Annotated in this window: 18 protein-coding genes; 13 read left to right on the top strand and 5 right to left on the bottom strand. The window is 68.6% G+C overall.

Annotated elements, in window-relative coordinates; all coding sequences use genetic code 11:
* Nucleotides 1–20: 20 nt before the first annotated feature.
* The 10 genes from IT306_01805 (at nt 21) to IT306_01760 (ending at nt 8,772) form a co-directional block, all read left to right on the top strand.
* Nucleotides 21–833, top strand: a complete 813-nt coding sequence (locus IT306_01805; protein MCC7367124.1) for an MBL fold metallo-hydrolase — start codon at nt 21–23, stop codon at nt 831–833.
* 937 nt (nt 834–1,770) lie between these two features.
* Nucleotides 1,771–3,057, top strand: coding sequence for an aminotransferase class I/II-fold pyridoxal phosphate-dependent enzyme (locus IT306_01800; GenBank protein MCC7367123.1), 1,287 nt, complete (start codon nt 1,771–1,773; stop codon nt 3,055–3,057).
* Nucleotides 3,058–3,273: 216 nt separating this feature from the next.
* Nucleotides 3,274–3,414: a 50S ribosomal protein L34 gene (gene rpmH, locus IT306_01795; GenBank protein MCC7367122.1), complete on the top strand. Its 141-nt coding sequence runs from the start codon at nt 3,274–3,276 to the stop codon at nt 3,412–3,414.
* Nucleotides 3,415–3,439: 25 nt separating this feature from the next.
* Nucleotides 3,440–3,856 (top strand): ribonuclease P protein component, encoded by a 417-nt coding sequence (rnpA, locus tag IT306_01790; protein MCC7367121.1) that lies wholly within the window; start codon nt 3,440–3,442, stop codon nt 3,854–3,856.
* Nucleotides 3,857–3,982: 126 nt separating this feature from the next.
* Complete coding sequence (gene yidD / locus IT306_01785) at nt 3,983–4,192, top strand: membrane protein insertion efficiency factor YidD (protein MCC7367120.1); 210 nt, start codon at nt 3,983–3,985, stop codon at nt 4,190–4,192.
* Between the two features lie 73 nt (nt 4,193–4,265).
* The gene (locus IT306_01780; GenBank protein MCC7367119.1) at nt 4,266–5,219 is read left to right on the top strand and encodes a membrane protein insertase YidC; all 954 of its coding nucleotides are present in this window, start codon (nt 4,266–4,268) and stop codon (nt 5,217–5,219) included.
* On the top strand, nt 5,206–6,117 hold the full coding sequence (locus tag IT306_01775) for a KH domain-containing protein (GenBank protein MCC7367118.1): 912 nt from the start codon (nt 5,206–5,208) through the stop codon (nt 6,115–6,117). Before IT306_01780 ends, IT306_01775 begins: the two co-directional genes overlap by 14 nt.
* Entirely contained in the window at nt 6,104–7,060 is a 957-nt protein-coding gene (locus tag IT306_01770) for a hypothetical protein (protein MCC7367117.1), read from the top strand. Before IT306_01775 ends, IT306_01770 begins: the two co-directional genes overlap by 14 nt.
* 3 nt (nt 7,061–7,063) lie before the next feature.
* Nucleotides 7,064–7,891, top strand: a complete 828-nt coding sequence (locus IT306_01765; GenBank protein ID MCC7367116.1) for a ParA family protein — start codon at nt 7,064–7,066, stop codon at nt 7,889–7,891.
* Complete coding sequence (locus tag IT306_01760) at nt 7,888–8,772, top strand: ParB/RepB/Spo0J family partition protein (protein ID MCC7367115.1); 885 nt, start codon at nt 7,888–7,890, stop codon at nt 8,770–8,772. Before IT306_01765 ends, IT306_01760 begins: the two co-directional genes overlap by 4 nt.
* Nucleotides 8,773–9,287: 515 nt before the next feature.
* On the opposite strand, the gene IT306_01755 is transcribed toward IT306_01760, so the two are convergent.
* On the bottom strand, nt 9,288–9,464 hold the full coding sequence (locus IT306_01755) for a hypothetical protein (GenBank protein ID MCC7367114.1): 177 nt from the start codon (nt 9,462–9,464) through the stop codon (nt 9,288–9,290).
* A 178-nt stretch (nt 9,465–9,642) separates the two neighbouring features.
* Here IT306_01755 and IT306_01750 point away from each other — a divergent pair, with 178 nt between their 5' ends.
* Nucleotides 9,643–9,918, top strand: coding sequence for a hypothetical protein (locus tag IT306_01750; GenBank protein MCC7367113.1), 276 nt, complete (start codon nt 9,643–9,645; stop codon nt 9,916–9,918).
* 51 nt (nt 9,919–9,969) lie between these two features.
* Here the strand turns inward: IT306_01750 and IT306_01745 are convergent, their stop codons facing one another.
* Together IT306_01745 and IT306_01740 are read right to left on the bottom strand one after the other, a co-directional pair.
* A complete protein-coding gene (locus IT306_01745; protein ID MCC7367112.1) occupies nt 9,970–11,385 on the bottom strand; it encodes an MmgE/PrpD family protein in 1,416 nt (471 codons plus the stop codon).
* Between the two features lie 16 nt (nt 11,386–11,401).
* On the bottom strand, nt 11,402–14,140 hold the full coding sequence (locus IT306_01740; GenBank protein MCC7367111.1) for a right-handed parallel beta-helix repeat-containing protein: 2,739 nt from the start codon (nt 14,138–14,140) through the stop codon (nt 11,402–11,404).
* Nucleotides 14,141–14,348: 208 nt separating this feature from the next.
* Here IT306_01740 and IT306_01735 point away from each other — a divergent pair, with 208 nt between their 5' ends.
* A complete protein-coding gene (locus IT306_01735; GenBank protein MCC7367110.1) occupies nt 14,349–15,488 on the top strand; it encodes an FAD-binding oxidoreductase in 1,140 nt (379 codons plus the stop codon).
* A 53-nt stretch (nt 15,489–15,541) separates the two neighbouring features.
* Here IT306_01735 and IT306_01730 read toward each other — a convergent pair whose 3' ends face one another.
* Both IT306_01730 and IT306_01725 read right to left on the bottom strand, forming a co-directional pair.
* Nucleotides 15,542–16,591: a diguanylate cyclase gene (locus IT306_01730; protein MCC7367109.1), complete on the bottom strand. Its 1,050-nt coding sequence runs from the start codon at nt 16,589–16,591 to the stop codon at nt 15,542–15,544.
* Nucleotides 16,576–20,907 carry a response regulator gene (locus IT306_01725; GenBank protein ID MCC7367108.1) on the bottom strand — a complete coding sequence of 1,444 codons (4,332 nt, stop codon included), beginning with the start codon at nt 20,905–20,907 and terminating at the stop codon, nt 16,576–16,578. The genes IT306_01730 and IT306_01725 overlap by 16 nt, the downstream gene beginning before the upstream one ends.
* Nucleotides 20,908–21,292: 385 nt before the next feature.
* On the opposite strand from IT306_01725, the gene IT306_01720 reads away from it, so the two are divergent.
* A complete protein-coding gene (locus IT306_01720; protein ID MCC7367107.1) occupies nt 21,293–22,138 on the top strand; it encodes a glucose 1-dehydrogenase in 846 nt (281 codons plus the stop codon).
* Nucleotides 22,139–22,285: the final 147 nt, after the last annotated feature.

The following is a 22,285-nucleotide window of genomic DNA, read 5'->3' as shown; positions in this document are numbered from 1 at the left end:
CCGGCTATCATGCTGACGCAATGAGTCGACCACGGATCCTCTGCCTCGGGACCGGCGGCGCTGCCAATGTGCGCCGCAACCAGGCGTGCCTGCTCGTGCAGCGGGCTGCGCCCACTGCCGCGCCGATCCTGCTGGATACCGGGCATGGCCTCAACGTCGTGCGGTCATTGCTGGCGGCTGGCATCGATCCTCTCAGCATTGAGGATGTCTTCATCAGCCACCGCCACCCGGACCACGCGGGCGGCATCGATCCGCTCCTGCTGTGGCGGCGCATCCAGGTGCTCAAGCGTGGCGCGCCCATCGCCGACGCCGGCCTGCGGGTCTATTCCGAACCGCGCACGCTGCGCGCCCTCCGCGAAGCGTTCGCGGTGCAGGCGTCTGGCACGCCAGCGGCGCTCGGAGAGGCGCTCCAGTGGCTCCCGCTGCTCGACGGGCAACCAACGGCCCTGCCAGATGGCCGACTGGTCCCGTTCCTGGTCGACCATCTGCCGGTGGACGGCGGCGCGATGGGCTGCGTGGTGGAGGTCGACGGCGTCCGAATCGCCTACAGCGGCGACACGCGCCCATCTGACCGGCTCGCGGAGGTTGCCCAGGGCGCGGACGTGCTCCTGCACGAGTGCGGCGGCCTCGACCAGGATGCCAAGCAGGTGCACCGCCCTTGCCACTCGACGGCCGGCGATGCTGGCCGCGTCGCCCGGGCCGCCGGCGTCAAGCGCCTGATCCTGACCCACATCGCAGACGACGACGCCGTACCCGCGATGCTGGCTGAGGCACAGGCAGCATTCGGCGGGCCGGTCACGATGGCCGAGGACGGCCTGGCCTTCGCGCTCTAGCGGCTCGTCTGGTGTCAATCACAGGGTCGCTCAGTGCCGGTCGTCATCCCGACCGCGGCGAGGCACGAGCGAAGTGGGATCTTCCCCAGACACGGGAGCGAGGAAGATCCCTCGACTGCGTTCGCACGCTCACTCCGCTCGGGATAACGGGAGAGGTCGTCAGGGCAATCGCATGTTGATGTCGTCGTGCCGCCTCGTCGGGGCTTGAAAGCCCCGCCTACCATCCTGCAGTCGCTGCGCGACGCTCCAGTCGCACCAGTGCCTGCCGTTCCCGACGACCGTCGCGCAGCGACTGAATGAGTGTAGGCGGGGACTTCAGTCCCCGACGAGGTCGCAGGACGTGCTCGTCATGCCATCGCCCTGATGCTGCTGCCAGGGCAATCGCATGTTGATGTCGTCGTGCCGCCGCGTCGGGGCTTGAAAGCCCCGCCTACCATCCTGCAGTCGCTGCGCGACGCTCCAGTCGCACCAGTGCCGGCCGTTCCCGACGGCCGTCGCGCAGCGACTGAATGCGTGTAGGCGGGGACTTCAGTCCCCGACCGCCTGTTCCACGATGCTTCGGGTACACCAATGAACATGCAATCGCCCTGGGGGGAGGGTGGCAGGCTTGCCCTGCGCGTGCCGAACGGGTCGCTTCGCTCGGGATGACGGTGAAGCGTCGGCAGAGGTCCAACCCGGTCGTTCACGACTGACAGACCACTGGCGAGCGCCACAGACGCAACTGGTCAGACTGGGCTGCGCCCAACGACCCTCATGGACATCCGTTAGCGGATTCTGCCGATAGCTGCCCGCTTCCGCCGACCGGTACGATTCTCCTTCGGCTGGCAGAGCGGGCCAGATATCGTCGTCCGACGCACGCCGCAGGTACGTGGTCGTCGATGTGTGCCGCCCACGCCGCACATGGCGTCCGACCTACCTCTCGGCTGGAGCAACCACGATGGATCTCCAATCCCTCTCGACAGAGCAGCTTGTCGCCCTGCAACACCGCCTCCGCGGCCGGTACGAGGAGTTCAAGGCGCGCGGCATCAATCTGAACATGGCGCGCGGCAAGCCGGGCGAGGATCAGTTGACCCTGGCACAGGAGCTGCTCGGTCTGCCGGGCGTTGACGACGCGACCTCTGAGTCGGGCGACGACGTCCGCAACTACTTCGGCGAGGCCCAGGGGCTGCGCGAGACGCGGCGCATCTTCGCTGGCCTGATGGGCGCGCCCATCGAGCAGATCGTGCTGGGCGACAACTCCAGCCTCGCGCTCATGCACGATGTCATGGCCTACGCCATGCTGTTCGGCCTGCCCAGCAGTCAGCGCCCCTGGAGCAAGGAAGACGCCGTCACCTTCCTGTGCCCTGCTCCCGGCTACGACCGCCACTTCGGCCTGTGCGAGGGTTTTGGGATCAAGATGATCCCGATCCCCATGACCGGCGCCGGGCCAGACATGGACATGGTCGAACGGCTGGCCGGCAACGACCCGACCGTTCGCGGCATCTGGTGCGTGCCGCGCTTCAGCAACCCGACGGGCGATGTCTACTCCGAGGAGACGGTGAAGCGGCTTGCGGGCATGCAGACCGCCGCGCCAGACTTCACCCTCTTCTGGGACAACGCCTACGGCGTCCACACGCTCACGGAGACCCCGCCCGAGCTGGCGAACATCGTTGCGGCGACGGCCGAGGCTGGCAACCCAGACCGGGTGTTCGTCTTCGGGTCCACCTCGAAGATCACGCTGGCGGGCGCTGGCATCGCGATGGTCGCGACCTCCCCCACCAACGTGACCTGGCTGCTCAAGCACATGGGACGACGGAGCATCGGCCCAGACAAGATCAATCAGTTGCGGCATGCCCGCTTCCTGAAGGACGAGGCCGGCCTGAAAGCCCACATGGCCAAGCACCGGGCGATCCTCGCGCCGAAGTTCGCGAGGGTCCACGAGATGTTCGCCGAGCTGCTCTCGGGCACCGGCGCGGCGACCTGGACGAAGCCCGAGGGAGGCTACTTCATCAGCCTGGACGTGATGGAAGGCTGTGCGAAGCGAGTCGTGGCGCTGGCGAAGGAGGCGGGCATCACCGTGGTGCCGGCCGGCCAGACGTTCCCGTACAGCCAGGACCCGCGCGACACGAACATCCGTATCGCGCCGTCCTACCCCTCCGAGACCGAAGTCGAGCAGGCGGCCGAGGGCATCGCGATCTGCTCATTGCTGGCCGCGTCGGAAAAGATCCTCGCGACGCGGAGCTGACACGGATCGTGGATCAGGGATCGTAGATCGTGGGGAGGATGCGTGTCTTTCCCACGATCTACGATCCCTGATCCACGACCTGCATCTCGCTCGTTTCACGTGAAACGGTCCTGAGGCGGACGGAAAGCCGTTGACGCTCTCTTCCGGGCCTCAGTACAATTCGCGCACCAGAGATCGCTTGGACATAATCGAGCATCAACAGACAGGAGCCCGGGTGTGGCGAAACGAACGTATCAGCCGAAGCGCGTGCCACGAAAGCGCGAGCACGGCTTCCTCAAGCGGATGAGCAGCCCGGGTGGGCGTCACGTACTGCGCCGCCGGCGGCTCCGGGGACGCAAGCGACTGACGGTCGTGTAGGCCGGACGGCGAGGGTCGCGCCGTCATGCGACGCGCGCACCGACTCCGCCGCCCCGCCGATTTCCAGCGGGTGCGCGCTGCGCGCCGCTCATGGGGGCATCCGCTCCTCGTCCTGTACGTCGCGCCGAATGACGGCGCGACCACCAGGCTGGGCATCTCGGTAGGAAAGCGGGTGGGCAAAGCGGTGGTACGCAATGGGGTGAAGCGGCGTGTCCGCGAAGCCGTACGCCACCGTCTCCCCGACCTCCTGCCGGGCCATGACCTCGTGTTCATCGCGCGGGCGCCGGCCGCTGAGGCATCTTGGACCGACCTGCGCGACGCCGCCGAGACGCTGTTGCGGCGTGCTCGCGTTCTCACGCGGGCCACGACGCCGCCTGCTTCCGGTGGCGGCACACCAGCAGCCCACGGCACGTCCGCCGCGGAAGGCTCAGCACATGTCTGAGAGGCCGTGTCGGACAACCTCGGCGAGCATGGCCGCCGCGTGCCAGCCTGACGGCCAGTTGCCTGACGGCCAGTTGCCCCATGGGCGGACCCTTCACCGCCAGCGACCCTGCCGGGAGGCCTGCTGATGCGTCTCCTGGCCCTCGGCATCATCACCGTCTACCAGTGCACGCTCTCGCGGCTCCTGCCGCCGGCCTGCCGCTTCTGGCCGACCTGCTCGCGCTACTCCTACGAGGCCATCGAGCGGTACGGCGTCATCCAGGGTGGCTGGCTGACGCTCTGCCGACTCTCGCGCTGCCACCCGTTCCATCCGGGCGGCTACGACCCCGTTCGATGACGATCCCATCCCCGACTCGACACCAGCCCGGAGAACGACCGCTGTCCCGCATGCTGCCCAGGGAGGGCTGCTCGTGAGCAACCCGTTCGACATCTTCTTGCCCGTCTTCGTCCCCTTCGTGATGATCCTCGAAGACGGGCTCAAGCTGCTGGCACAGGCCACGGGCAGCGGCGGCCTCGCCATCATCCTCTTCACGGTCTTCCTCAAGCTCCTGCTCACCCCGCTGAGCCTGATGCAGACCAAGAGCATGAAGGCGATGCAAGCCATCCAGCCCGAGATCGCCGCCCTCAAGAAAAAGTATCCCAAGGACCGAGAGCGGCTCGCGCAGGAGCAGATGCGCCTGTACAAGGAGCACGGCGTCAACCCGGCCGCCGGCTGCCTCCCGATGATCCCGATGATGATCGTGCTCATCGGCCTGTACCAGGCCCTGATCCACCTCTCATGCGACCCTGAGAACCTCGCCAACATCTCGGCCACCTACTGCGATCCACTTCGCAGTGACAAGGCCTTCCACGACGCCTGGCTCTGGATTTCGAACCTCGGAGCGCCAGACTCCTACCACATCGGCGGCATCCCGATCCCGGGCGTCCTGCCGATCCTGATGCTCATCACCCAGTTCGGGTACGGCAAGCTGACGCCCACCAGCGGCCCGTCGGACGATCCGCAGCAGCAGATGATGCAGCGGATGACCACCTACTTCATGCCGCTGATGCTGTTCTTCTTCAGCTTCAACTTCCCGGCTGGACTGGTCCTCTACTGGACCATCAGCAACCTCTTCGAGATCTTCCGCATGGGTATCACCGTGAGTTGGGATCCACTCAGGCCGGAAAATCTCTTTGGCGGCCTCTGGGGCGCGCCTGCCGCCGCCAGCCTGCCCGCCTCACCCCCAACCAAGCGATTGGCCGCCCGGCGCGATGAGGACGTCGAGGAGGACTCCGTTGACGCCGATGAGCCACTGAATCCGCCGCCAGGGCGTCCGCCCGGTGGTAGCCGCAAGAAGAAGGGGAAGCGTAGTGGAAAGCGTTGAGGCGACCGGCCGTACCGTCGATGAGGCGATCGAGAACGCCCTCGATGAGCTCGGGCTGGAGCGGGACGACGTCACCATTGAAGTGCTCGTGCAGGCTGGCCAGGGTCGGCCGGCCCGCGTCCGCGTCACCCCGCACGAAGGGATCGAGTTCGAGGACGACGAGTACGAAGACGACGACGAGGATGACGACGACGACGAGGATGACGAGGAGTACGACGACGAAGGCGATGAGGACTTCGAAGAGGATGAAGAGGACGACGACCTAGACGACGAGGAGGAAGACGCTCCCGCCGTCGCCGTGCCTGCCCGCGTGCCGCCGCCGCGCCGAGGCGCACCCGCCGGCCGGGCCGGTGGTCACCAGGAGAGTAACCGGCCGGCCCCGGCCCAGATCTCCGCGGAGGCCCGCCCGGTCGCCGACATCGCGCTCAACGTCGTGCAGGATCTGCTCGACCGCATGGATCTGCCCAGCGAGGTCCGCGTGGACAGCGCCGAGATCGACGATAGCCTCCCGACCATCGAGCTGAGCATCCACGGCGAGTTCGGCGGCATCCTCATCGGCCGGCGCGGCGAGACGCTCCAGGCCCTGCAGTTCATTGTCGGCCTGCTCGCCAGCCGCAAGGCCGAGCGCCGCGTCCGCGTGGTGCTCGACGCCGAGGGCTACCGCGAGCGTCGCGCGCGCCTGCTGCGAGACATCGCGCTGCGCTCGGCTGAGCGGGCGCAGCGGTACCGGCAGCCGGTCTTCCTCGATCCGATGACCCCGGCCGAGCGCCGCATCGTCCACATGACGCTCGCGGATCACCCCGGCGTCTCGACCCACAGCGTCGGCGAGGGTGACAGCCGCCGCGTCGTCGTCTCGCCGCGCCAGGCACAACGGTTTGGTGGGTATGGCTCCCGCTGACGCCGAACTGCCAACCGCTCCCGCCGAGACCGCGTCTGCCGATCTGCCCGAGGTCTTCACCGATCTCGGGCAGGTCGAGTACCTGACGGTCGGTCATATCTGCGTCGATGTCTTCGAGAAGCGGTACATCCTCGGCGGCTCGGCCTCCTACGCGGCGCTGACGGCCCACAAGGCCGGCATGCAGGTCGGCGTGCTGACCAGCGCCGACTTCGAGCCGCTGATCATCGACACGCTGATCGGCCGGGACAACCTGCGCGAGCCGCAGACCGGCATCCGCGTGATCCGCGTCCCGACGCAGTCCACCACCTGCTACGTGAACCAGTACGACGAGCATGGGCGCACCCAGTTCCTGCTCGGACGGGCGGCCGACCTGCTGCCCGTCCACGTGCCGCCGGAGTGGTCACGGGCGCCCATCGTCCACCTTGCGCCGCTGGCCCAGGAGATCGACGATGGCCTGATCGACGCCTTCCCCGGCTCGATGATGCTGGTGACGCCCCAGGGCTGGATGCGCGGCTGGGATGCATCGCACAAGGTCTTCCCCGTCGAGTGGGCGCAGGCCGACGCGGCCCTCGCCCGCGCCGACGTGACCGTCTTCAGCACCGAGGACGTGCCGTTGCCATCCCTTCGCGAGCAGTACATCGCGCAGTCGAAGCTGGTGGTGGTCACCGAGAACCGACGGGGCTGCGTGGTCTTCGAGCGCGGCAAGCCGGCCTGGCGCTCGCACGCCTTCAAGCCGGCCCGCGAGATCGACCCGACGGGCGCCGGCGACGTCTTCGCCTCGTCGTTCGCCGTCCACTACCACCGCACCGGCAACCCGCGCGCCGCCGCCGACTACGCCAACGCTGCCGCGTCCTTCGTCCTGGAGAAGCGGGCCTGGAGTGGTATTCCGACCGCCGAGCAGGTGGCCGACCGGTTGAAGCGCGGCAAGCGGCGTGGAGCCTAGGCCATGCCGGCACGGATCATCACCGTCGCCAACCAGAAGGGCGGCGTCGGCAAGACGACGACGGCGGTCAGCCTGGGGGCCGAGCTTGCCAGCAACCAGAAGGTGCTGCTGATCGACCTCGACCCCCAGGCGAACGCCACCAGCTCGCTCGGCTTGACCGACCCCGAGCGCGAGCGCTCGACCTACGACGTCCTCCTGGGCGACGCCTCGTTGGCCGACATCATCCTGCACACGGACATCCCGGGGCTGGATCTCGCGCCGGCCGACCGGGTGCTGGCGGGCGCCCAGATCGAGCTGGTGGATCTGCCAGACCGCGAGCGCCGCCTGGACGCTGCGATTCGAGCGCTGCTCTCGGCGTCATCCGGCGACCAGGACGACGACGGCTACGATCTCGTGCTGATCGACACGCCGCCGTCGCTCGGCCTGCTGACGCTCAACGCCCTGGCCGCCTCCGATCACGTCCTGATCCCCGTGCAGAGCGAGTACCTGGCCCTTGAAGGGCTGAGTCAACTGGTCGAGACGCTGGAGATGGTGCGCGGCTCGCTGAACGGCCGGCTGGCGCTGATCGGCATCCTGCTGACGATGCTGGACGCCCGCACGAACCTGAGCCTGCAGGTTGCCAACGAGGTCCGCAAGCACTTCCCGGCCGCCACCTTCCAGACGGCGATCCCGCGCTCGGTCCGGCTCAGCGAGGCCCCCAGCTACGGCCGGCCGATCAAGCTGCACGATCCGTCCTCGCGTGGGGCGCAAGCCTACACCGAGCTGGCCGGTGAGCTCTTGGACCGGCTCGGGCTGCGCCGGGCGGCTGTCTCCGAGGCGAAGGGCGCATGAGCGCGCCGAGCGGCGGCCGGCGGACCGGACTCGGGCGGGGCCTGGGCGCGCTGATCCCCCAGGCGACGGACGGCCCCAGCCCGCACGAGGTCGATGTCGACCGGATCATGCCGAACCCCTGGCAGCCACGCCTGGAGATGGACGAGGCCGCCCTGGCCGAGCTGGTGCAGTCGATCCGCGAGCACGGCATCCTGCAACCGCTGATCGTGAGCCGCGCCGACAACGACAGCTACGCCCTGGTGGCCGGCGAACGCCGCTGGCGCGCGGCGAAGGCAGCCGGCCTGCTGACCGTCCCGATTGTCGTCAAGGAAACGACGCCCCGTCAGCGCCTGGAGCTGGCGCTGGTCGAGAACATCCAGCGGCAGGACTTGAGCCCGCTGGAGACGGCGCTGGCCTACCGGCAGCTCATCGACGAGCATCAGTTGACCCAGGAGGCCGTCGCGACACGAGTCGGCAAGAGCCGGGCGTCCGTGGCGAACGCCCTCCGCCTGCTCCAGTTGCCGCCGGCCGCCCGCGACGCCCTGGCACGCGGGCAGATCACCGAGGGGCACGCCCGGGCGCTGCTCTCCTGCTCCACGCCGGAGCTTGGCGCGATGCTCCTGGAGGCGATCCTCGAACGGGGGCTGTCGGTCCGGCAGGCCGAGGAGCTTGCCCGGCGGTTGAACGCGGCCGGCCCAGACGCCTCGCTGAAGCGCCCCGAGCCGCGCCAGCTTCCGCCGGACGCCGCCGCCATCGAGGACCGCTTCCGGCAGGCGCTCGGCACGAAGGTGCAGCTCTACAAGAGCCGGCGCGGCGGCCGGCTGGTCATCCACTTCTACTCGGACGAGGAGCTGGGCGGCCTGTACGAGGCGATCTGCGGTCCGGAAGACGAGCTGCGCTGACCCTCTGGAAGCGCGCAGGGCGATTGCACGTTCGGCAGGCCGTGCAGCGTCGTCGGGGCTTGAAAGCCCCGCCTCCCATCCTGCAGTCGCTGCGCGACGCTCCAGTCTCACCGGACGACGGCTGTTCTCGTCCTTCGTCGCGAAGCGACGGCGTGACTGTAGGCGGGGACTTCAGTCCCCGACCGCCCGTTCCATGATGCTTCGGGGACACCAACGAACATGCAATCGCCCTGGGTCACGAGCCGGAGCGATCGCATGTTGATGTTGTCGTGCCGCCTCGTCGGGGCTTGAAAGCCCCGCCTACCATCCTGCAGTCGCTGCGCGACGCTCCAGTCTCACCGGACGACGGCTGTTCTCGTCCTTCGTCGCGCAGCGACTGCATGCCTGTAGACGGGGGTTTCAACCCCCGACTGCCCGTCTTACCGCGTTCTGGGAACGCCAATGAACATACGATTGCCCTATCCCGACAGCACGCGCGCAGCACAAGAGTTCGCTGCGCGCCCTGAGGCGCCGGGCTACGCGAAGTCGAGGGCGTTCCAGCGGGTCGGGCGGATGGTGAACCCGACGAGATGCTCAGTGGCTCGCTCTAACACGCCTCGGACGAAGCCCTGCGCCTGCCGCTCAGGGAGGTAGCGTCCGACGACGCTGACCATCTGCTCAGCCGTCGGCGGGTGGCGCGCCGACGCGATCACGTATCGTCGTGGAGCCTTCAGGTGGTGGTCAGCACCCCGCCGGATCGCATCGCCGACGGACGAGCAACTCCTGACCGATGTGCGCGTGACACTCGCTCGCCATTATCGGCGTCAGGCCACGAGCGACCCAGAAGCCCGCGGTCATGGGGGCGCTGCCATCCGGCAACTCGCGGTCCGCGTGAGCGAGAAGGACCTTTCACCGCGGCTCACCGGACACCTCACCACGTTTGCGCTCCAGTTGGCAGCTCGACGTGCGTGTGATTTCGCAGCGTTCTTCAACGGTCGTGCTCCTGACCTGTCCAGGCTGAAGGAGCAGCAAGCCGCACTTTTCGGACGTAGCCACACGCTCCTGGTTCGCCAGGACTGGATCAGACTGGCTGAGCAGCTCACCGAGCTGGCCCACGTCGAAGACGAGTTTCAGGAGGCCATCGCCAGTCAGGTGGAGCAGGTGTAGTCAGGCGAGGACAAACCAGAACCGACCGCACCAGGACCGACCACACAGCCGTCAACTGGTGTGGGCAAGGAGGGCCATCAGCGCGTCCACGCGGCCGGCCTGCTCCAGGCCGGCCACCGCCGCCACGATGCCGTCTGCCGTGCGCGGATCGATCATCGGAGCCGTCAACTGGCGGAACTTCCGCTCCAGGTCGGCGTCCGTGACCGGGTTCTCGGGGTAGCCCTTCGGCCAGTCCACGCGCCGCGAGGCGACGGCACCGTCTCGGGTGGTCAACTCGACAATCGACGGGTAGCGCTCCGGGTAGAACGGCTCAAGCTCGTCGTCGCCGACCACCCGCGTCCGCTCCCCGAGCGCCAGGATGCGGGCGTCCCGCGGCTCAAACAGGATGTCGTCCAGCACGATCTGGCCGTTGTAGAGGCCCGTCGGCAGGATGTACTGGGCACGGTGCGACTTCAGCTCGTTCTGGTCGATCATCGCGCGGCCGGAGTGGCTGAAGCGCAGCGTGATGTCGGTCACATCGGCCGGCGCGATGCCGTCCTCCTCGACCAGCCCCCTGATGGCGTCGAGGGCCGGGTGGAGGAAGGCGCAACAGGCGTACAGCTTGACCGCCAGCCCCAGCACCATGAACCGTTCGCCCAGGCCGTCGAGCAGCAGTTCCGGCCGCGGCGTGACGGACCACGCCCGGAAGACGTTGTACTTCTCGGCCGGATCGAGGATGTGCCGCGGCGCGCCCATGCCGGCCTCGGCCAGCAGCGCAGCGGTCGCACCGTTTCGGGCGGCCTGCCCGGGGTTGAACGGGCGCGACTGCTCGGTGTGATCGCTGGCCCAGGCCAGCAGGCCGGCCGCCTGGTTGGCCGCCAGCCCGAAGGCGTTCGCCATCCGCTCGGCGTCCAGACCCAGGATCCGGCCGACCGCCGCCGCCGCCCCGAACGCGCCGCAGACCGAGCTGGGGTGAAAGGCGCGCGCATAGAGGGCGTTCGGGCCGATGGCGTAGCTCACACGGCAGGCCACGTCGATCCCGAGCACCACGGCCGCCAGCACATCCTCGCCGCTGGCCCCACGCGCCTCGGCGGCGGCCAGGACGGCCGGGATGACCACGGCCGGCGCGTGGACAATCGCGCCCGTGTGGTGGGCCTCGATATCGCAGTAGTAGGCCAGCGTGCCGTTGTAGAGGGCGGCCTGCACCAGCGACGACCGCGCGCCCAGCCCGACGAGCGTCGCCTCAGGGGTACCGCCCTGCTGGAGCACGACCTTCCCGAGCGTGCCGCGCAGGCCGTACCGCCCGGACGATGCGGCGACCGTCGCGCCGAGGGTGTCCAGCACGATGCCCCTGGTGAACGCCCGGACGTCGGCTGGAGCATCCGACCAGCGGAAGCCGGCCGCGAAGCGGGCCAACTCGGCGGTGTACGCGCCGTGCGGGCGCTGCTGGGCCGCCAGGAGCGTCTCGGCGGAGATCACGTCAGACATGGCGCAGCTTGCCTCCTCAGCGTCCCGTACGCTCCACCGACACCGCCTCGGCGTAGTAGAGCTGCTCGTGCTCCTTCTCGCCTTCGACGGTCACGTAGTCGCCGATCTTCACCGTCGGGCAGTTGTTCCCACAGCGCAGGATCACCACCACGTTGCCGTCGCGGTTCCCCAGGATGATGGCCGGCTCGCCGTTGACGGTCTGGATGTCCACCACATTCCCCTCGGTGCGGTACTGATCCTGGCCGTAGCGGTTGGTGCGCTGGTCGTTCTGGCGCTGCTCCTCGGTGCGCTGGGTCGTCTCTTCCTTCTCACGGCCCCGGTTGTTGCTCTGGGGACCGCCCTTGTCGTCGCCGCCAGGAAGCACCGGCGGCACGGTCGGGGTGGCCGTCGGCGTCAGCGTGGGAGTCGGCGTGGCGCTCGGGGTGAGCGAGCCGGTGGGGGTGATCGTCGGCGTCAGCGTCGCCGTTGCGGTGAGGGTCGCCGTCGGGGTGACGGTTGGCGTCGGCGTGACCGCCGATGCCGTGAAGCAGGCCGAGAACTCGGACGTGCTGCCGGTCCCATTGCTGCTGGTCGCCGTCAGCGTGATGAACGGGCTGCTCGGCGCAATCGCGCTTGCTACCTGGTCGGTGAAGGTCGCCTGCCCTGACCCGTTCGTCGTGACCGAGAAGCTGCCGATATGCCCTGCGCCCTCGCCAAAGCCTGATGGATCACAAGAGCTGGAGTAGTAGATGTCAATCTTGAACTGGCTGTTCGCTGTCGAGTTGAGCGTGCCGCTGACCTGCGTGTTGAACCCGACGAGGATGGTCGCCTGCGTCACCACGGGGAAGTTCTGAGAGTCGTTCGCGTCGCCATCGGCGTCAGTCGGATCGTTGGTGGTCACGCCGTCGTCGTTGAGGTCGATGCCCAGCCCGCCATTGTCGCGGATCTGACCGCCTCGGATTGCGTTGCCGACTGACAGCAAGTCAACAACGTTCACGCCAGCGCCGCCGTTCCCGACGATGATGGGCGAATGGTTGGCGTCGCCATCCCCGATGGCGTTGTTGAAGCTGCCGCTCTCCAGCCGGATGCCGTCCCGCTGATTCGGGAAGGTCGTGAAGGTGCTGCTGATCCCGATGTAGTTCGAGCGGACGCTCACCCCGCTGGCCCCGTTGAACAGGATGCCATCATCCGTGTTACCGGCGATGACGTTGCGCGAGCCGACCGTCGTCCCGCCGATGGTGACCGGACCGGAGCAGCCGCAGATGAAGATGCCGCCGCCAATCGACGTGCCGTTCGGCAAGGCGGCCGTCTGGGTGGCGTTCAGCCCGATGACGTTCCCTTCGATGGTCGCGCCCACCGTGTCGCTGATGTCGATCCCGTCGAAGTCGTTGCCCGAGATCAGGTTGCCTTCGCCAGCGCCAGATCCGCCGATCCGCGTGCCGCCGCCGTCCCCGTAGATGCCAATCCCCACATCGGCGTTCCCGAGCGCCGTCAGGCCATCAGCCGAGGTGCCGATGCGGTTCCCCTGGATGACCGGGCTGTCCAGCCCCGTGAACGTGAAGACCAGGATGCCGCCAGAGTCGTTGCCCGAGATCACGTTGCCGGCTCCGGCCGCGCTCCCGCCGACGGTCACGTCGTCGATGACTCCCAGGGAGATACCGGGGCCACTGTTCGCCATGATCGCCGTTCCAGCCTTGTTGAGGCCGATGACATTGCCACGGATCGTCAGGTTGGTCGTTAGCCCCACCTCGATACCGGCGCCGTCATTCGCCGAGATCACATTGCCTTCACCGGCGCCCGTCCCGCCGACAGTGACGGTGGAGGAGCCGTAGATGTAGATGCCGGAGTCAACGTTCCCGAACGCGGCTGTTCCAGCCCCGTTCGTGCCGATCAGGTTGCCCTGCATCGTGACGCCCGTGACGCCATACAGATCGACACCAGACAAGCCATTGCCGGAGAGCACGTTCCCAATGGTGCTGTTGCCAACGGTGACGTTGGTGGCCGTACCGGTGATGTAGACCCCGTCGTAATTGTTGCCGGGCCCGGTGTTGCCAGAGAGATCCGTCCCGATCAGATTCCCAAGCACCAGCGTGCCCGAACCGCCCTCGACGGAGACGCCATCCGTGGCATTCGCCGAGATGATGTTGCGGTCGGCCGCGGCCGTCCCGCCCACCAGGGCCTGCGCGAACAACTGGATGCCGTAGTAGTTCCCGCGCGCACTCGTGCCACTCGGCGCTTCCAGCCCGATCAGGTTGCCCTGGATCGTGACGCCGTCCGCGCCGGTGTTCACCTGGATGCCACCCGTGATGAAGTCGGTGATCGCCAGCCCCTGGACCGTCGATCCGCCGCTGCCGGCGTTGAACGTCAGGCCGATCAGGGCCACGCCGGCGCTCCCGCGCAGCTCGATCTGGAAGACGGCGTCACTGCCATTTGCAAGCGCTGCCTGCGTATTCGCCGACGCGCCGAGCTGGGTGTACCCGTTGATGTGGACCGGCTCGACAATGGGAGGAAGATCGGTGAGCGGGCTGATGACGTGCGGCCCGCCGCCAGGGATGTTGAAGACGATCAGGTCAACGGTGGGCGCGGCCTGTCCGGCCAGGCACTCGCCGGCGGATGGGCCGCTGGCGGTATTGGTGTTCGCCGCGACAATCGCCTCGCGCAGGGTGCAACTGCCATCATCGCCCAGGGCATCGCCCGCGTCGTTGACCGTGATCGTCGTTGCCTGCGCTGACTGCACGGCCACCCCGGCCAGCACGATCCCGACGCTCATCAGCACGCTGAGCAGGATCCTGACACGGCTTCCCCGGCCGCCTGCCTGCCGCCCACCACGCCCCATGCCACCCGCCTTCCGACAGCCCGTCTCGCAGCTTGTGAGACGAACCGGGCCTCATTGTACTCGCAGCGGGATGGCGCATCCTGTCGGAAACTCGGCGGATATGCAAAAGTTCAGCAGGACGGCCACAACGACGTGAGGGAGTCACCGTATGAGCGCAGGCGCACACGCAGGCCAGCCCGGGGATCGGCATGTCGTCGTCGTTGGGGCGGGCGCGGTGGGGGCCGCCACAGCCTACTACCTCAGCCGCGCCGGCACGCGCGTCACGCTCGTCGAGCGCGAGGGCATCGGCAACGGGGCGTCCGGCTGGTCAGCCGGGGGCGTGAACCCGCTCCACGGCATCCCCGAGCCGCTGGCCGCCCTGGCGATGGCATCCTACCGGCTGCACCGCGAGCTGTGGCCGGAGCTGGCACGCCTCAGCAGCCAGCGCCTGCACGACACGGTCATCTCGATGGCCCACGTCGCCGTGGACGAGGTCGCCGTCCCAGGCATCCAGGCCCTGGCCGCCGGCTTCGACGCGGCGGAGGGCTTCAGCGCCCGCTGGGTTGATGCCGCCGAGCTTCGACAGCGTGAGCCGCGCCTGACCGGCGCATTCGCCGGCGCGCTCCTGAGCCACGGGAACGGGGTGGTCGAGAGCCAGGGCTTCACCCTGGCCCTGGCCGAGGCGGCCCAGAAGCTCGGCGCAACACTGGTCTCGGGAGACGTGACCGGCCTCGTGCAGGACAGCCGGCGGGTCGCCGGCGTGCAGGTCAACGGGTCCATCCTGGCCTGTGACGCGGTGGTGATGGCGATGGGTCCGTGGTCCGGCGCTGCCGAAGCGTGGTTCGGCCTGCCCTTGCCGATCTCGCCACTCAAGGGGGAGATCGTCCGGATGCAGCTCGCCGGCGCGCCCCTGCCGTTCGACGTGGTCACCCCGGAGATCTCGCTGTTCGCCCGGCCCGGCGGGCAGGTCTGGCTGGCCTCAACCCAGCAGCGGGCCGGCTTCGACCGAGAGATCAGCGCCTGGGGCTACCAGACCCTCTACGAGCCGGCCGTCCGGCTGATGCCCGAGATCGCCAACGCCACGCTGGTGCGGCAGACGGCCTGCCTGCGCCCCATCGCACCAGACGATCTGCCGGTGGTGGGGCCGGTCCCCGGCTGGGACGGCGCCTACGTCGCCACAGGCGCCGGCACGAAGGGCATCCTGTTTGCGCCAGGGATGGGCAAAGCCGTGGCGGACCTGATCCTGACCGGACAGACGGGCCTGGACATCGACGCCTGCAGCGCGGCGCGGTTCACGACAGCCGGCTGACGCACCCCACCGAGCGCGGGCCACTCCGGCGTGAGCCACTCCGGGTCGCCGCGTCAGGAGGCGGACGAGGCCTCGTCGGGCGCACCGTTGTCAGGCTGGCGGTTATGCGGGAACTGGCCCACCCGCACGTTGGGGTTCGGGGCGAGCCCCAGCGTCTCGGCGGCTCCGAGCGCCACCCGATTCCGCCCCTCGGCCTTCGCGCGGTAGAGGGCGGTGTCGGCCTGATTCAGCACCACGTCCCACGGCAACTGCTCGCCCTGCCCGATGGCCACCAGCCCGATGCTGATGGTCACCACGCCGTACGGGCGGTTGGCCGCATGGGGGATCGCCAGTTGCTCCACCGCTTCGCGGACCCGCTGCATGGCGATGACGCTGGTCTCGGGAGACTGCTCCGGCATGATGATCAGCAGCTCTTCACCGCCATACCGGTAGGCCATGTCGCCTGAGCGGATGGTGGCGGCCACGGCCTGGCTGATCGCCTGGAGCACGTCGTCGCCGGCGACGTGGCCGTAGCGGTCGTTGTAGAGCTTGAAGCGGTCCACGTCGCACAGGGCGACGCCGAAGCCGCGCCCGTACCGTTCGAGCCAACGCTGAAGCCGGTACAGGTCTTCCCGCAACTGGAGCCGATTGCCCAGGCCGGTCAGCGGATCGCGGCGAGCGCTCTCCGCGAGGGCGTAGTTGGCCCGCTCCAGCTCACGGGTCTTCTCAGCCAGCTGGTGGTGCAGCGAGGTGACCCGCTCGGCCACCTGGAGCCGCACATGCAGCTCTTCACGGTCCAGCGGCTTGGTGAGGTAGTCGTCTGCGCCGGCCTGCATGCCCTGGCGGAAGTGATGCTTGCCTTCGAGCGAGGTCAGCAGCATGAAGTAGGTGTAGGTCTCGCGCTGCGTCGCGCGGACTCGCTTGCAGAGGTCGATCCCGTCCATGCCGGGCATCAGCCAGTCGCTGACGATCACGTCAACGTCGTGCTGGCGATACAGCTCCCAGGCGTCCGCACCATCCGTGGCGACAAGCACCTCATGCCCCAGCTGCTCGACGGCCCGGCGGAGCGTCAGGCGGGAGACGGCGTCGTCCTCGGCGATGAGCACCTTCACCCGGCTACCCACATCTGTGCAGACTCCACGTCGTACGCGGGCGGCTCAGCGTCGGATGCTCGCTGCACCCACCGTTCGAGCATCGCTGCCAGCACATCGGGCCGCACGGGCTTCGCCAGGTAGTCATCCATGCCGGCCGCGAGACAGAGCTCGCGGTCGTCGGAGAGCGCGTTGGCCGTCAGGGCGATGACGGGCACGCGCGGGCAGCTATCCGCCGCCGCGCCACCAGCCGCCGCGCCCACGGTCCGCGCCGGCAGCTCCCGCTCCAGGGCACGAATCGTTCGGGTCGCCTCGTAGCCATCCATCTCTGGCATCTGGCAATCCATCAGCACGGCGAGATAGGGCCGCTGCCTGACCGCGTCCACGGCTTCCCTGCCATTCGCCGCGATATCCACCTGGTACCCGAGCCGCTCCAGCAGTCGCACAGCAACCCGCTGGTTGACGGCGTTGTCCTCGGCTACCAGGATACGACGAAGCGCGGCCTGTGTGCCCAACACGTCAAAGGAGGGTGAAGATGCTTCAGCTACAGGGATAACTGTGGAAGCCGGTGCCGGTGCTGACACGGGGGTCGCCGCCGGTTGGGGCGCCTGGCAGAGCGCATCCTCGAGCAGGCGCAGGAGGCTTGACGGGCGGATCGGCCGGCCCAGCACCCCAACAAACGCAAGCGGCGCCAGCCGGTCGCGGTCCAGGGACGGCCCGAGCGGCGTCATGAGCGCCAGCCGCGTCTCGGCGATGGCAGCGTCGGCACGAATCGCCCGGGCGAACGCCAGCCCGTCCACGGCCTGCAACTGCAGGTCGATCAGCACGCAGTCGAACGGACGGCCGGTCCTGGCGGCCATTCTGATCTGATCCAGGCCGGCGAAGCTGCTGCCGGCCGTGGTCACCCGCAGGCCGTACGCGCCGAGCTGCTGCTGGAGCACCTGTCGTCGAATCACATGGTCGTCTACCACGAGCACGCGGCGGCCGGCGAGGTCAGGCACGGCGGCATCCGAGACCGGCGCCTGACGCCGCGCCAGCGAGACGGTGAACCAGAAGAGGCTGCCCTGCCCCTCTCGGCTCGTCACGCCGATCTCGCCGCCCATGAGCTGCACCAGCCGCTTGCAGATCGCCAGCCCCAGCCCGGTCCCGCCGTACTTGCGCGTGGTGGAGCTGTCAGCCTGGGTGAACGCGGCGAACAACGTCCTGAGCGTATCCTCGGACATGCCGATGCCGCTGTCCTGAACCTCGACGCGGACGAGCACGCGCTCGGCCTCGAAGCGTTCGGCCTGCACGCGGGTGACCACCTGCCCGTGCGTGGTGAACTTGACGGCGTTCGCCACCAGGTTCAGCACGATCTGGCGCAGGCGAGCCGGGTCACCCAGCAGGTCAGCCGGCACCTGCGGATCGACCACGGTCAACAGCTCGATGCCGGCCCGCTGGGCGCGCTCAGCCAGGAGGTCGGCCACGTCCTCACACACCTGCTGGACGTTGCAGTCTGTCTCCTCCAACGAGAGCTTGCCAGCCTCGATCTTGGAGAAGTCCAGGATGTCGTTGACGATGGTCAGCAGCGCGTCTGCGCTCGACCGGATCATCTCGGCGTACTCGTGCTGCTCCTCGCCAAGCGGGGTTCCAAGCAGCAGGCTGCTCATGCCGATGACGCCGTTGAGCGGCGTCCGGATCTCATGGCTCATGGTAGCCAGGAACTCGCTCTTGGCGCGGTTGGCAGCCTCGGCCTCCTGGCGCCGGCGCGCCATCTCGGTCAGCATCAGGCCGCTCTCAATGGCAATCGTCGCCATGTTGGCAAAACCCTCGACCATTTCGAGGTCTGCCGCGTCCGGCACGGCCGGCGCGAGGCTGTAGATGCCAAACGCCCCCAGGACGCCGTGAGTACTCGAGAGGATCGGCAGTGACCAGCACGCTCGCAAGCCGTATGCCAGGGCATACTCGCGGTAGCCTTCCCACAGCGGGCAGGTGCTGATGTCGTCGGAAATCACGGGCTCGCCAAGGTAGACAGCCGTCCCACACGAGCCGACATTGGGGCCGATCTGGATGCCTTCGATTGCCTGGACATACGGGATGGGCAAACTCGGCCCGGAGCCCTGGTACAGGTGGTTGTCCCTCAGCAGGAGGATCGAGCCGAGCCGGCCCGGCATCTGCCGCTCGATCAGCTGCACGATGAGCCGCAGCACATCCTCAACCGGGCGGTGCCGCGCGATGGCTTCAAGGATCTCGTACCGGTCCCGCTCGATGGCCTGGGCCCGGCGCTGCTCGGTCACGTCCATCTCGATGGTGGTGTAGCCGACCAGCGCCCCGGTGTCGTCGCGGACCGGCTGCGCCGCGATACGGTTCCAGTATGGGCGGCCGTCCTTGCGGTAGTTGAGCACCTCCATCGTGAAGGACTCGCCCCGCGCCACCGCCCGCCGCATCTCGGCAATCGCCTCGGGATCGGTGTTGGGGCCGCTCAAGACGGAACCTGGACGCCGGCCCTGGACCTCTTCCAGGGTGTAGCCGGTCATGCGGGTGAAGCTGGCGTTGACCCACCTGACATGAAGGTTCGCATCCAGGATCAGCACCGCGTTGTCGGTATTGCTGGCCACCTGGGCCAGCTCGCGCGCCTCCGCGATGCTGGCGCTGAGCGCAGCCTCGGCACGCTCGCGCTCGACGGTCTGGGCTGCCAGCGTCTCGCGCATGGCTCCGAACGCGCCGCCAAGCCGGGCCAACTCGGCGACGGAGGAGCGCGGCAGCGGCGCTGAGCGGTCTCCCAGGGCCAGCCGAGAGACGGCAGCGCCCAGCACCGCCAGCGGAGCCGTCAGCCGGTTGGCCGCGAAGACGCCAATCACCCCGGAGGTGAGCGCCGCGCCCAGGAGCAGAAAGAACGCGAGATCGCGCCGCTCGCGCGCGTCCTCCAGTGCCATCGCCAGGGGCTGCTCGACGACGACGCCCCACGAGGTGCCGGGGACGGCCGCATAGCCGATCAGCCACGGCACATCCCGATCCGTTACAAGCTGCGCGCCATCGAGCACACCATGTCGCAAGGCGAGCGCCGCTCCCCCCTCGAACCACGACGGATCGCGGACCGTCACGGGCGGGGCGCCCTCAGCCAGGATGCGCCCGGCACTGTCGACGAGCGACGGGTGGTACGCCATCCGCCGAGGGTGGGGGGTCAGTGCATCGCCGATCCAGGTCGGCTGCACGCCCAGCACGATCACGCCCACCACGACGCCTGCCACGTTGCGGCACGGAGCGACGATCTTGAGGGAGCCACGGTTCGCGCCGGGCTCGGCCTGCGCCTCCACGAACGCTTCTGAGGCGACCAGCGCCCGTGCCAGCAGGCTCGGGTCGAGCGGCAGCAGCGGAAGATCGTCCGCACGGGCGATCGGATTGCCGCCCGCGTCATACGTCGCGAGCGTCTGGAGGCCGGGGTGATCCCGGCGAAGATTCCAGACGACGGACTGCTGCTCCAGGATCGGGCGGGCCAGCAGCGCCGGCCCCCAGGCCCGCCCATTCGCGATGTCGCGGTAGACCTGGAGGCGGCTGCTCAGGTCGCGGGCTGTCAGCAGCGCCGTGCTCCGCTGCTCGGCCAGCTCGTGCTCGATACTGGCGCGCTCGTCCCGGTCAGAGATCGCCGAGACCACCAGGATCAAGGGTACGGCGGCGGCCAGCGCCAGGCCAGCCCCGATCCGCGCCCGCAATGACGAGAGCTCCACACGACTCACGATGTCATGCCCGACCCTCGGCGGGGTCAGCACGACGATCACCGCCACGTAGATCAGCGTGTTCGCCCAGGCGCCGATCCGCAACTGGAACACGATGGCTGCCAGACAGGCCAGCACCAACACCAGACGCGCCACCAGGTCGAGAGCGCGCGGCGCGCGGACCCTGGTCATCAGCAAGAGCAGGCTGCTCCCAAGCGTGAAGCACAGCCCGACGCCCAGCGCTCCGGCCCCGCCTGCGGCGGGCATCGACGGCAGACGGGCGATCGTCGTCAGCGGAAACAGGAGCAGCAGCAGCCCATGGACAAAGACGCCACTGGCCACAATCATCAAGGTGAATCCGGGCGCCCGCATCCGGCCGCACGCAAGCGCCAGGCCGATGGTGGCGTGTCCAACCACGCTGATCCAGCGGCCGTCAGCAGCAGCCCCCACCACGATCAACCCGAGCAGGGCGCTCCCACCGGCCTGCGCCAGCAGCCGGACCCAGCGCGGCGGCGGCAACACGCTCTCGACCAGCAGGATCACGCCGACCAGCAGGAACGCCAGTCCCCAGGCTGGCCGGCCGGCCTCCAGCAGTATCGACGGCTGCACGACGAGCCGGTGCGGAGCAACGAGCAGGAGCGTGCCCGACAGCACACAATACGCCCCCACGACTGACCGCAGCGCCGCCGCTGTCATGGCCCTGGCCGAACCTCGCACTCTGGATACGCAGCAGGTCAGCGGCGACCGCATGACACTGCTCTACGACTGCCATTCGGTGTCTTAACGTTTTCCGACCACTCGAGGGACCGGACACCAGTGCGAACGGGCGCGGCGGATCACCATGTTCGGCTCAGGCGGGGCCGCCGGCCCGCGCACGCACCGCGCGGCGACACGGTACCCTTCTGAGACGCTGCGAAGGAGGCGACATGTTACACAGCCGCCCCCGCGCTCACGATGACACAACGGAGGTGTCGAAGCCATGTCCACGCCGGAGTCTGCACGCAACGCTCGCCGGCAGCCCCTGACCGGCGACCCAGGGATGCCCCAGGCCCAGCGGCTGGCCGGCAAGGTCGCCATCGTGACCGGAGCTGGCTCACGGACGGCCGGCCCGGATGGCCCCGTCGTCGGGAACGGCCGGGCGACGGCCATCATGCTGGCCCGCGAAGGCGCGAAGGTCGTGCTGGTAGACGAGCGCCGGGATTGGGCCGAGGCCACCCTCGACATCGTCGAGCAGGATGGCGGCGAGGCGATCATCGTCGAGGCGGACGTGGCGAGCACCGCATCCTGCAAGCACGTCGTGGACGTGGCGCTGGAGACCTACGGCGCGGTCAACATCCTGGTCAACAACGTCGGCGTCACGGGACCGCCCGGGAACGCCGTCGAGGTCGATCCTGACGCCTTCGACCGCGCGATGCGGGTCAACGTCACGTCGATGGTGATGATGGCCAAGTACGCGATCCCGCCGATGATCGAGGCCGGTGGCGGGGCCATCGTCAACCTGTCGTCGGTATCGGGGCTGCTGGGCGGCCACCCGAGCCTGCTCTACCCGACCTCCAAGACAGCGGTCATCGGGCTGACCCGCAGCATGGCGGCCCACCACGCGCTGCAGGGCATCCGGGTGAACTGCATCTGCCCGGGGACGGTCTACACGCCGATGGTCGCCTCGCGCGGGATGACGCCCGAATTGCGCGACGCCCGGCGCATGGGGACGCTGTTACAGGTCGAGGGGACGGCCTGGGACGTGGCCCAGGCCGCCGCCTTCCTGGTCAGCGACGCGGCCCGGTGGATCACCGGCATCGCCTTGCCGGTCGATGCCGGCGCGACGGCGGCGCGGCTGCAGTCGCTGTCACCGCGCTCGGACGGCGGGGAGACCGGCCAGCCGTAGCCGACGCCATAAACGCGACGGGGAGGGCGAGCTTCGGCCTGAATCTTTGCAAGTGTGCGCGCAAGTCCAGATAATCCTCACGTTGTTGCGTCGCTGTTCTGCTCGGGGGAGCATCGTACACGGCGTTCGTGTAGGGGAACGGTGGCG

This window comes from Chloroflexota bacterium, from assembly GCA_020850535.1.
GTDB lineage: Bacteria > Chloroflexota > UBA6077 > UBA6077 > JACCZL01 > JADZEM01.
This window is presented reverse-complemented; position numbering and strand designations above follow the sequence as displayed.

What these genes read in the sequence shown, in the direction of transcription:
- yidD (MCC7367120.1), top strand. Translation starts at nt 3,983, where the DNA reads ATGCGTCTCCTGGCCCTCGGCATCATCACCGTCTACCAGTGCACGCTC.
- IT306_01735 (MCC7367110.1), top strand. Translation starts at nt 14,349, where the DNA reads ATGAGCGCAGGCGCACACGCAGGCCAGCCCGGGGATCGGCATGTCGTC.
- IT306_01800 (MCC7367123.1), top strand. Translation starts at nt 1,771, where the DNA reads ATGGATCTCCAATCCCTCTCGACAGAGCAGCTTGTCGCCCTGCAACAC.
- rnpA (MCC7367121.1), top strand. Translation starts at nt 3,440, where the DNA reads ATGCGACGCGCGCACCGACTCCGCCGCCCCGCCGATTTCCAGCGGGTG.
- IT306_01720 (MCC7367107.1), top strand. Translation starts at nt 21,293, where the DNA reads ATGCCCCAGGCCCAGCGGCTGGCCGGCAAGGTCGCCATCGTGACCGGA.
- IT306_01805 (MCC7367124.1), top strand. Translation starts at nt 21, where the DNA reads ATGAGTCGACCACGGATCCTCTGCCTCGGGACCGGCGGCGCTGCCAAT.
- IT306_01765 (MCC7367116.1), top strand. Translation starts at nt 7,064, where the DNA reads ATGCCGGCACGGATCATCACCGTCGCCAACCAGAAGGGCGGCGTCGGC.
- IT306_01745 (MCC7367112.1), bottom strand. Translation starts at nt 11,385, where the DNA reads ATGTCTGACGTGATCTCCGCCGAGACGCTCCTGGCGGCCCAGCAGCGC.
- IT306_01770 (MCC7367117.1), top strand. Translation starts at nt 6,104, where the DNA reads ATGGCTCCCGCTGACGCCGAACTGCCAACCGCTCCCGCCGAGACCGCG.
- IT306_01760 (MCC7367115.1), top strand. Translation starts at nt 7,888, where the DNA reads ATGAGCGCGCCGAGCGGCGGCCGGCGGACCGGACTCGGGCGGGGCCTG.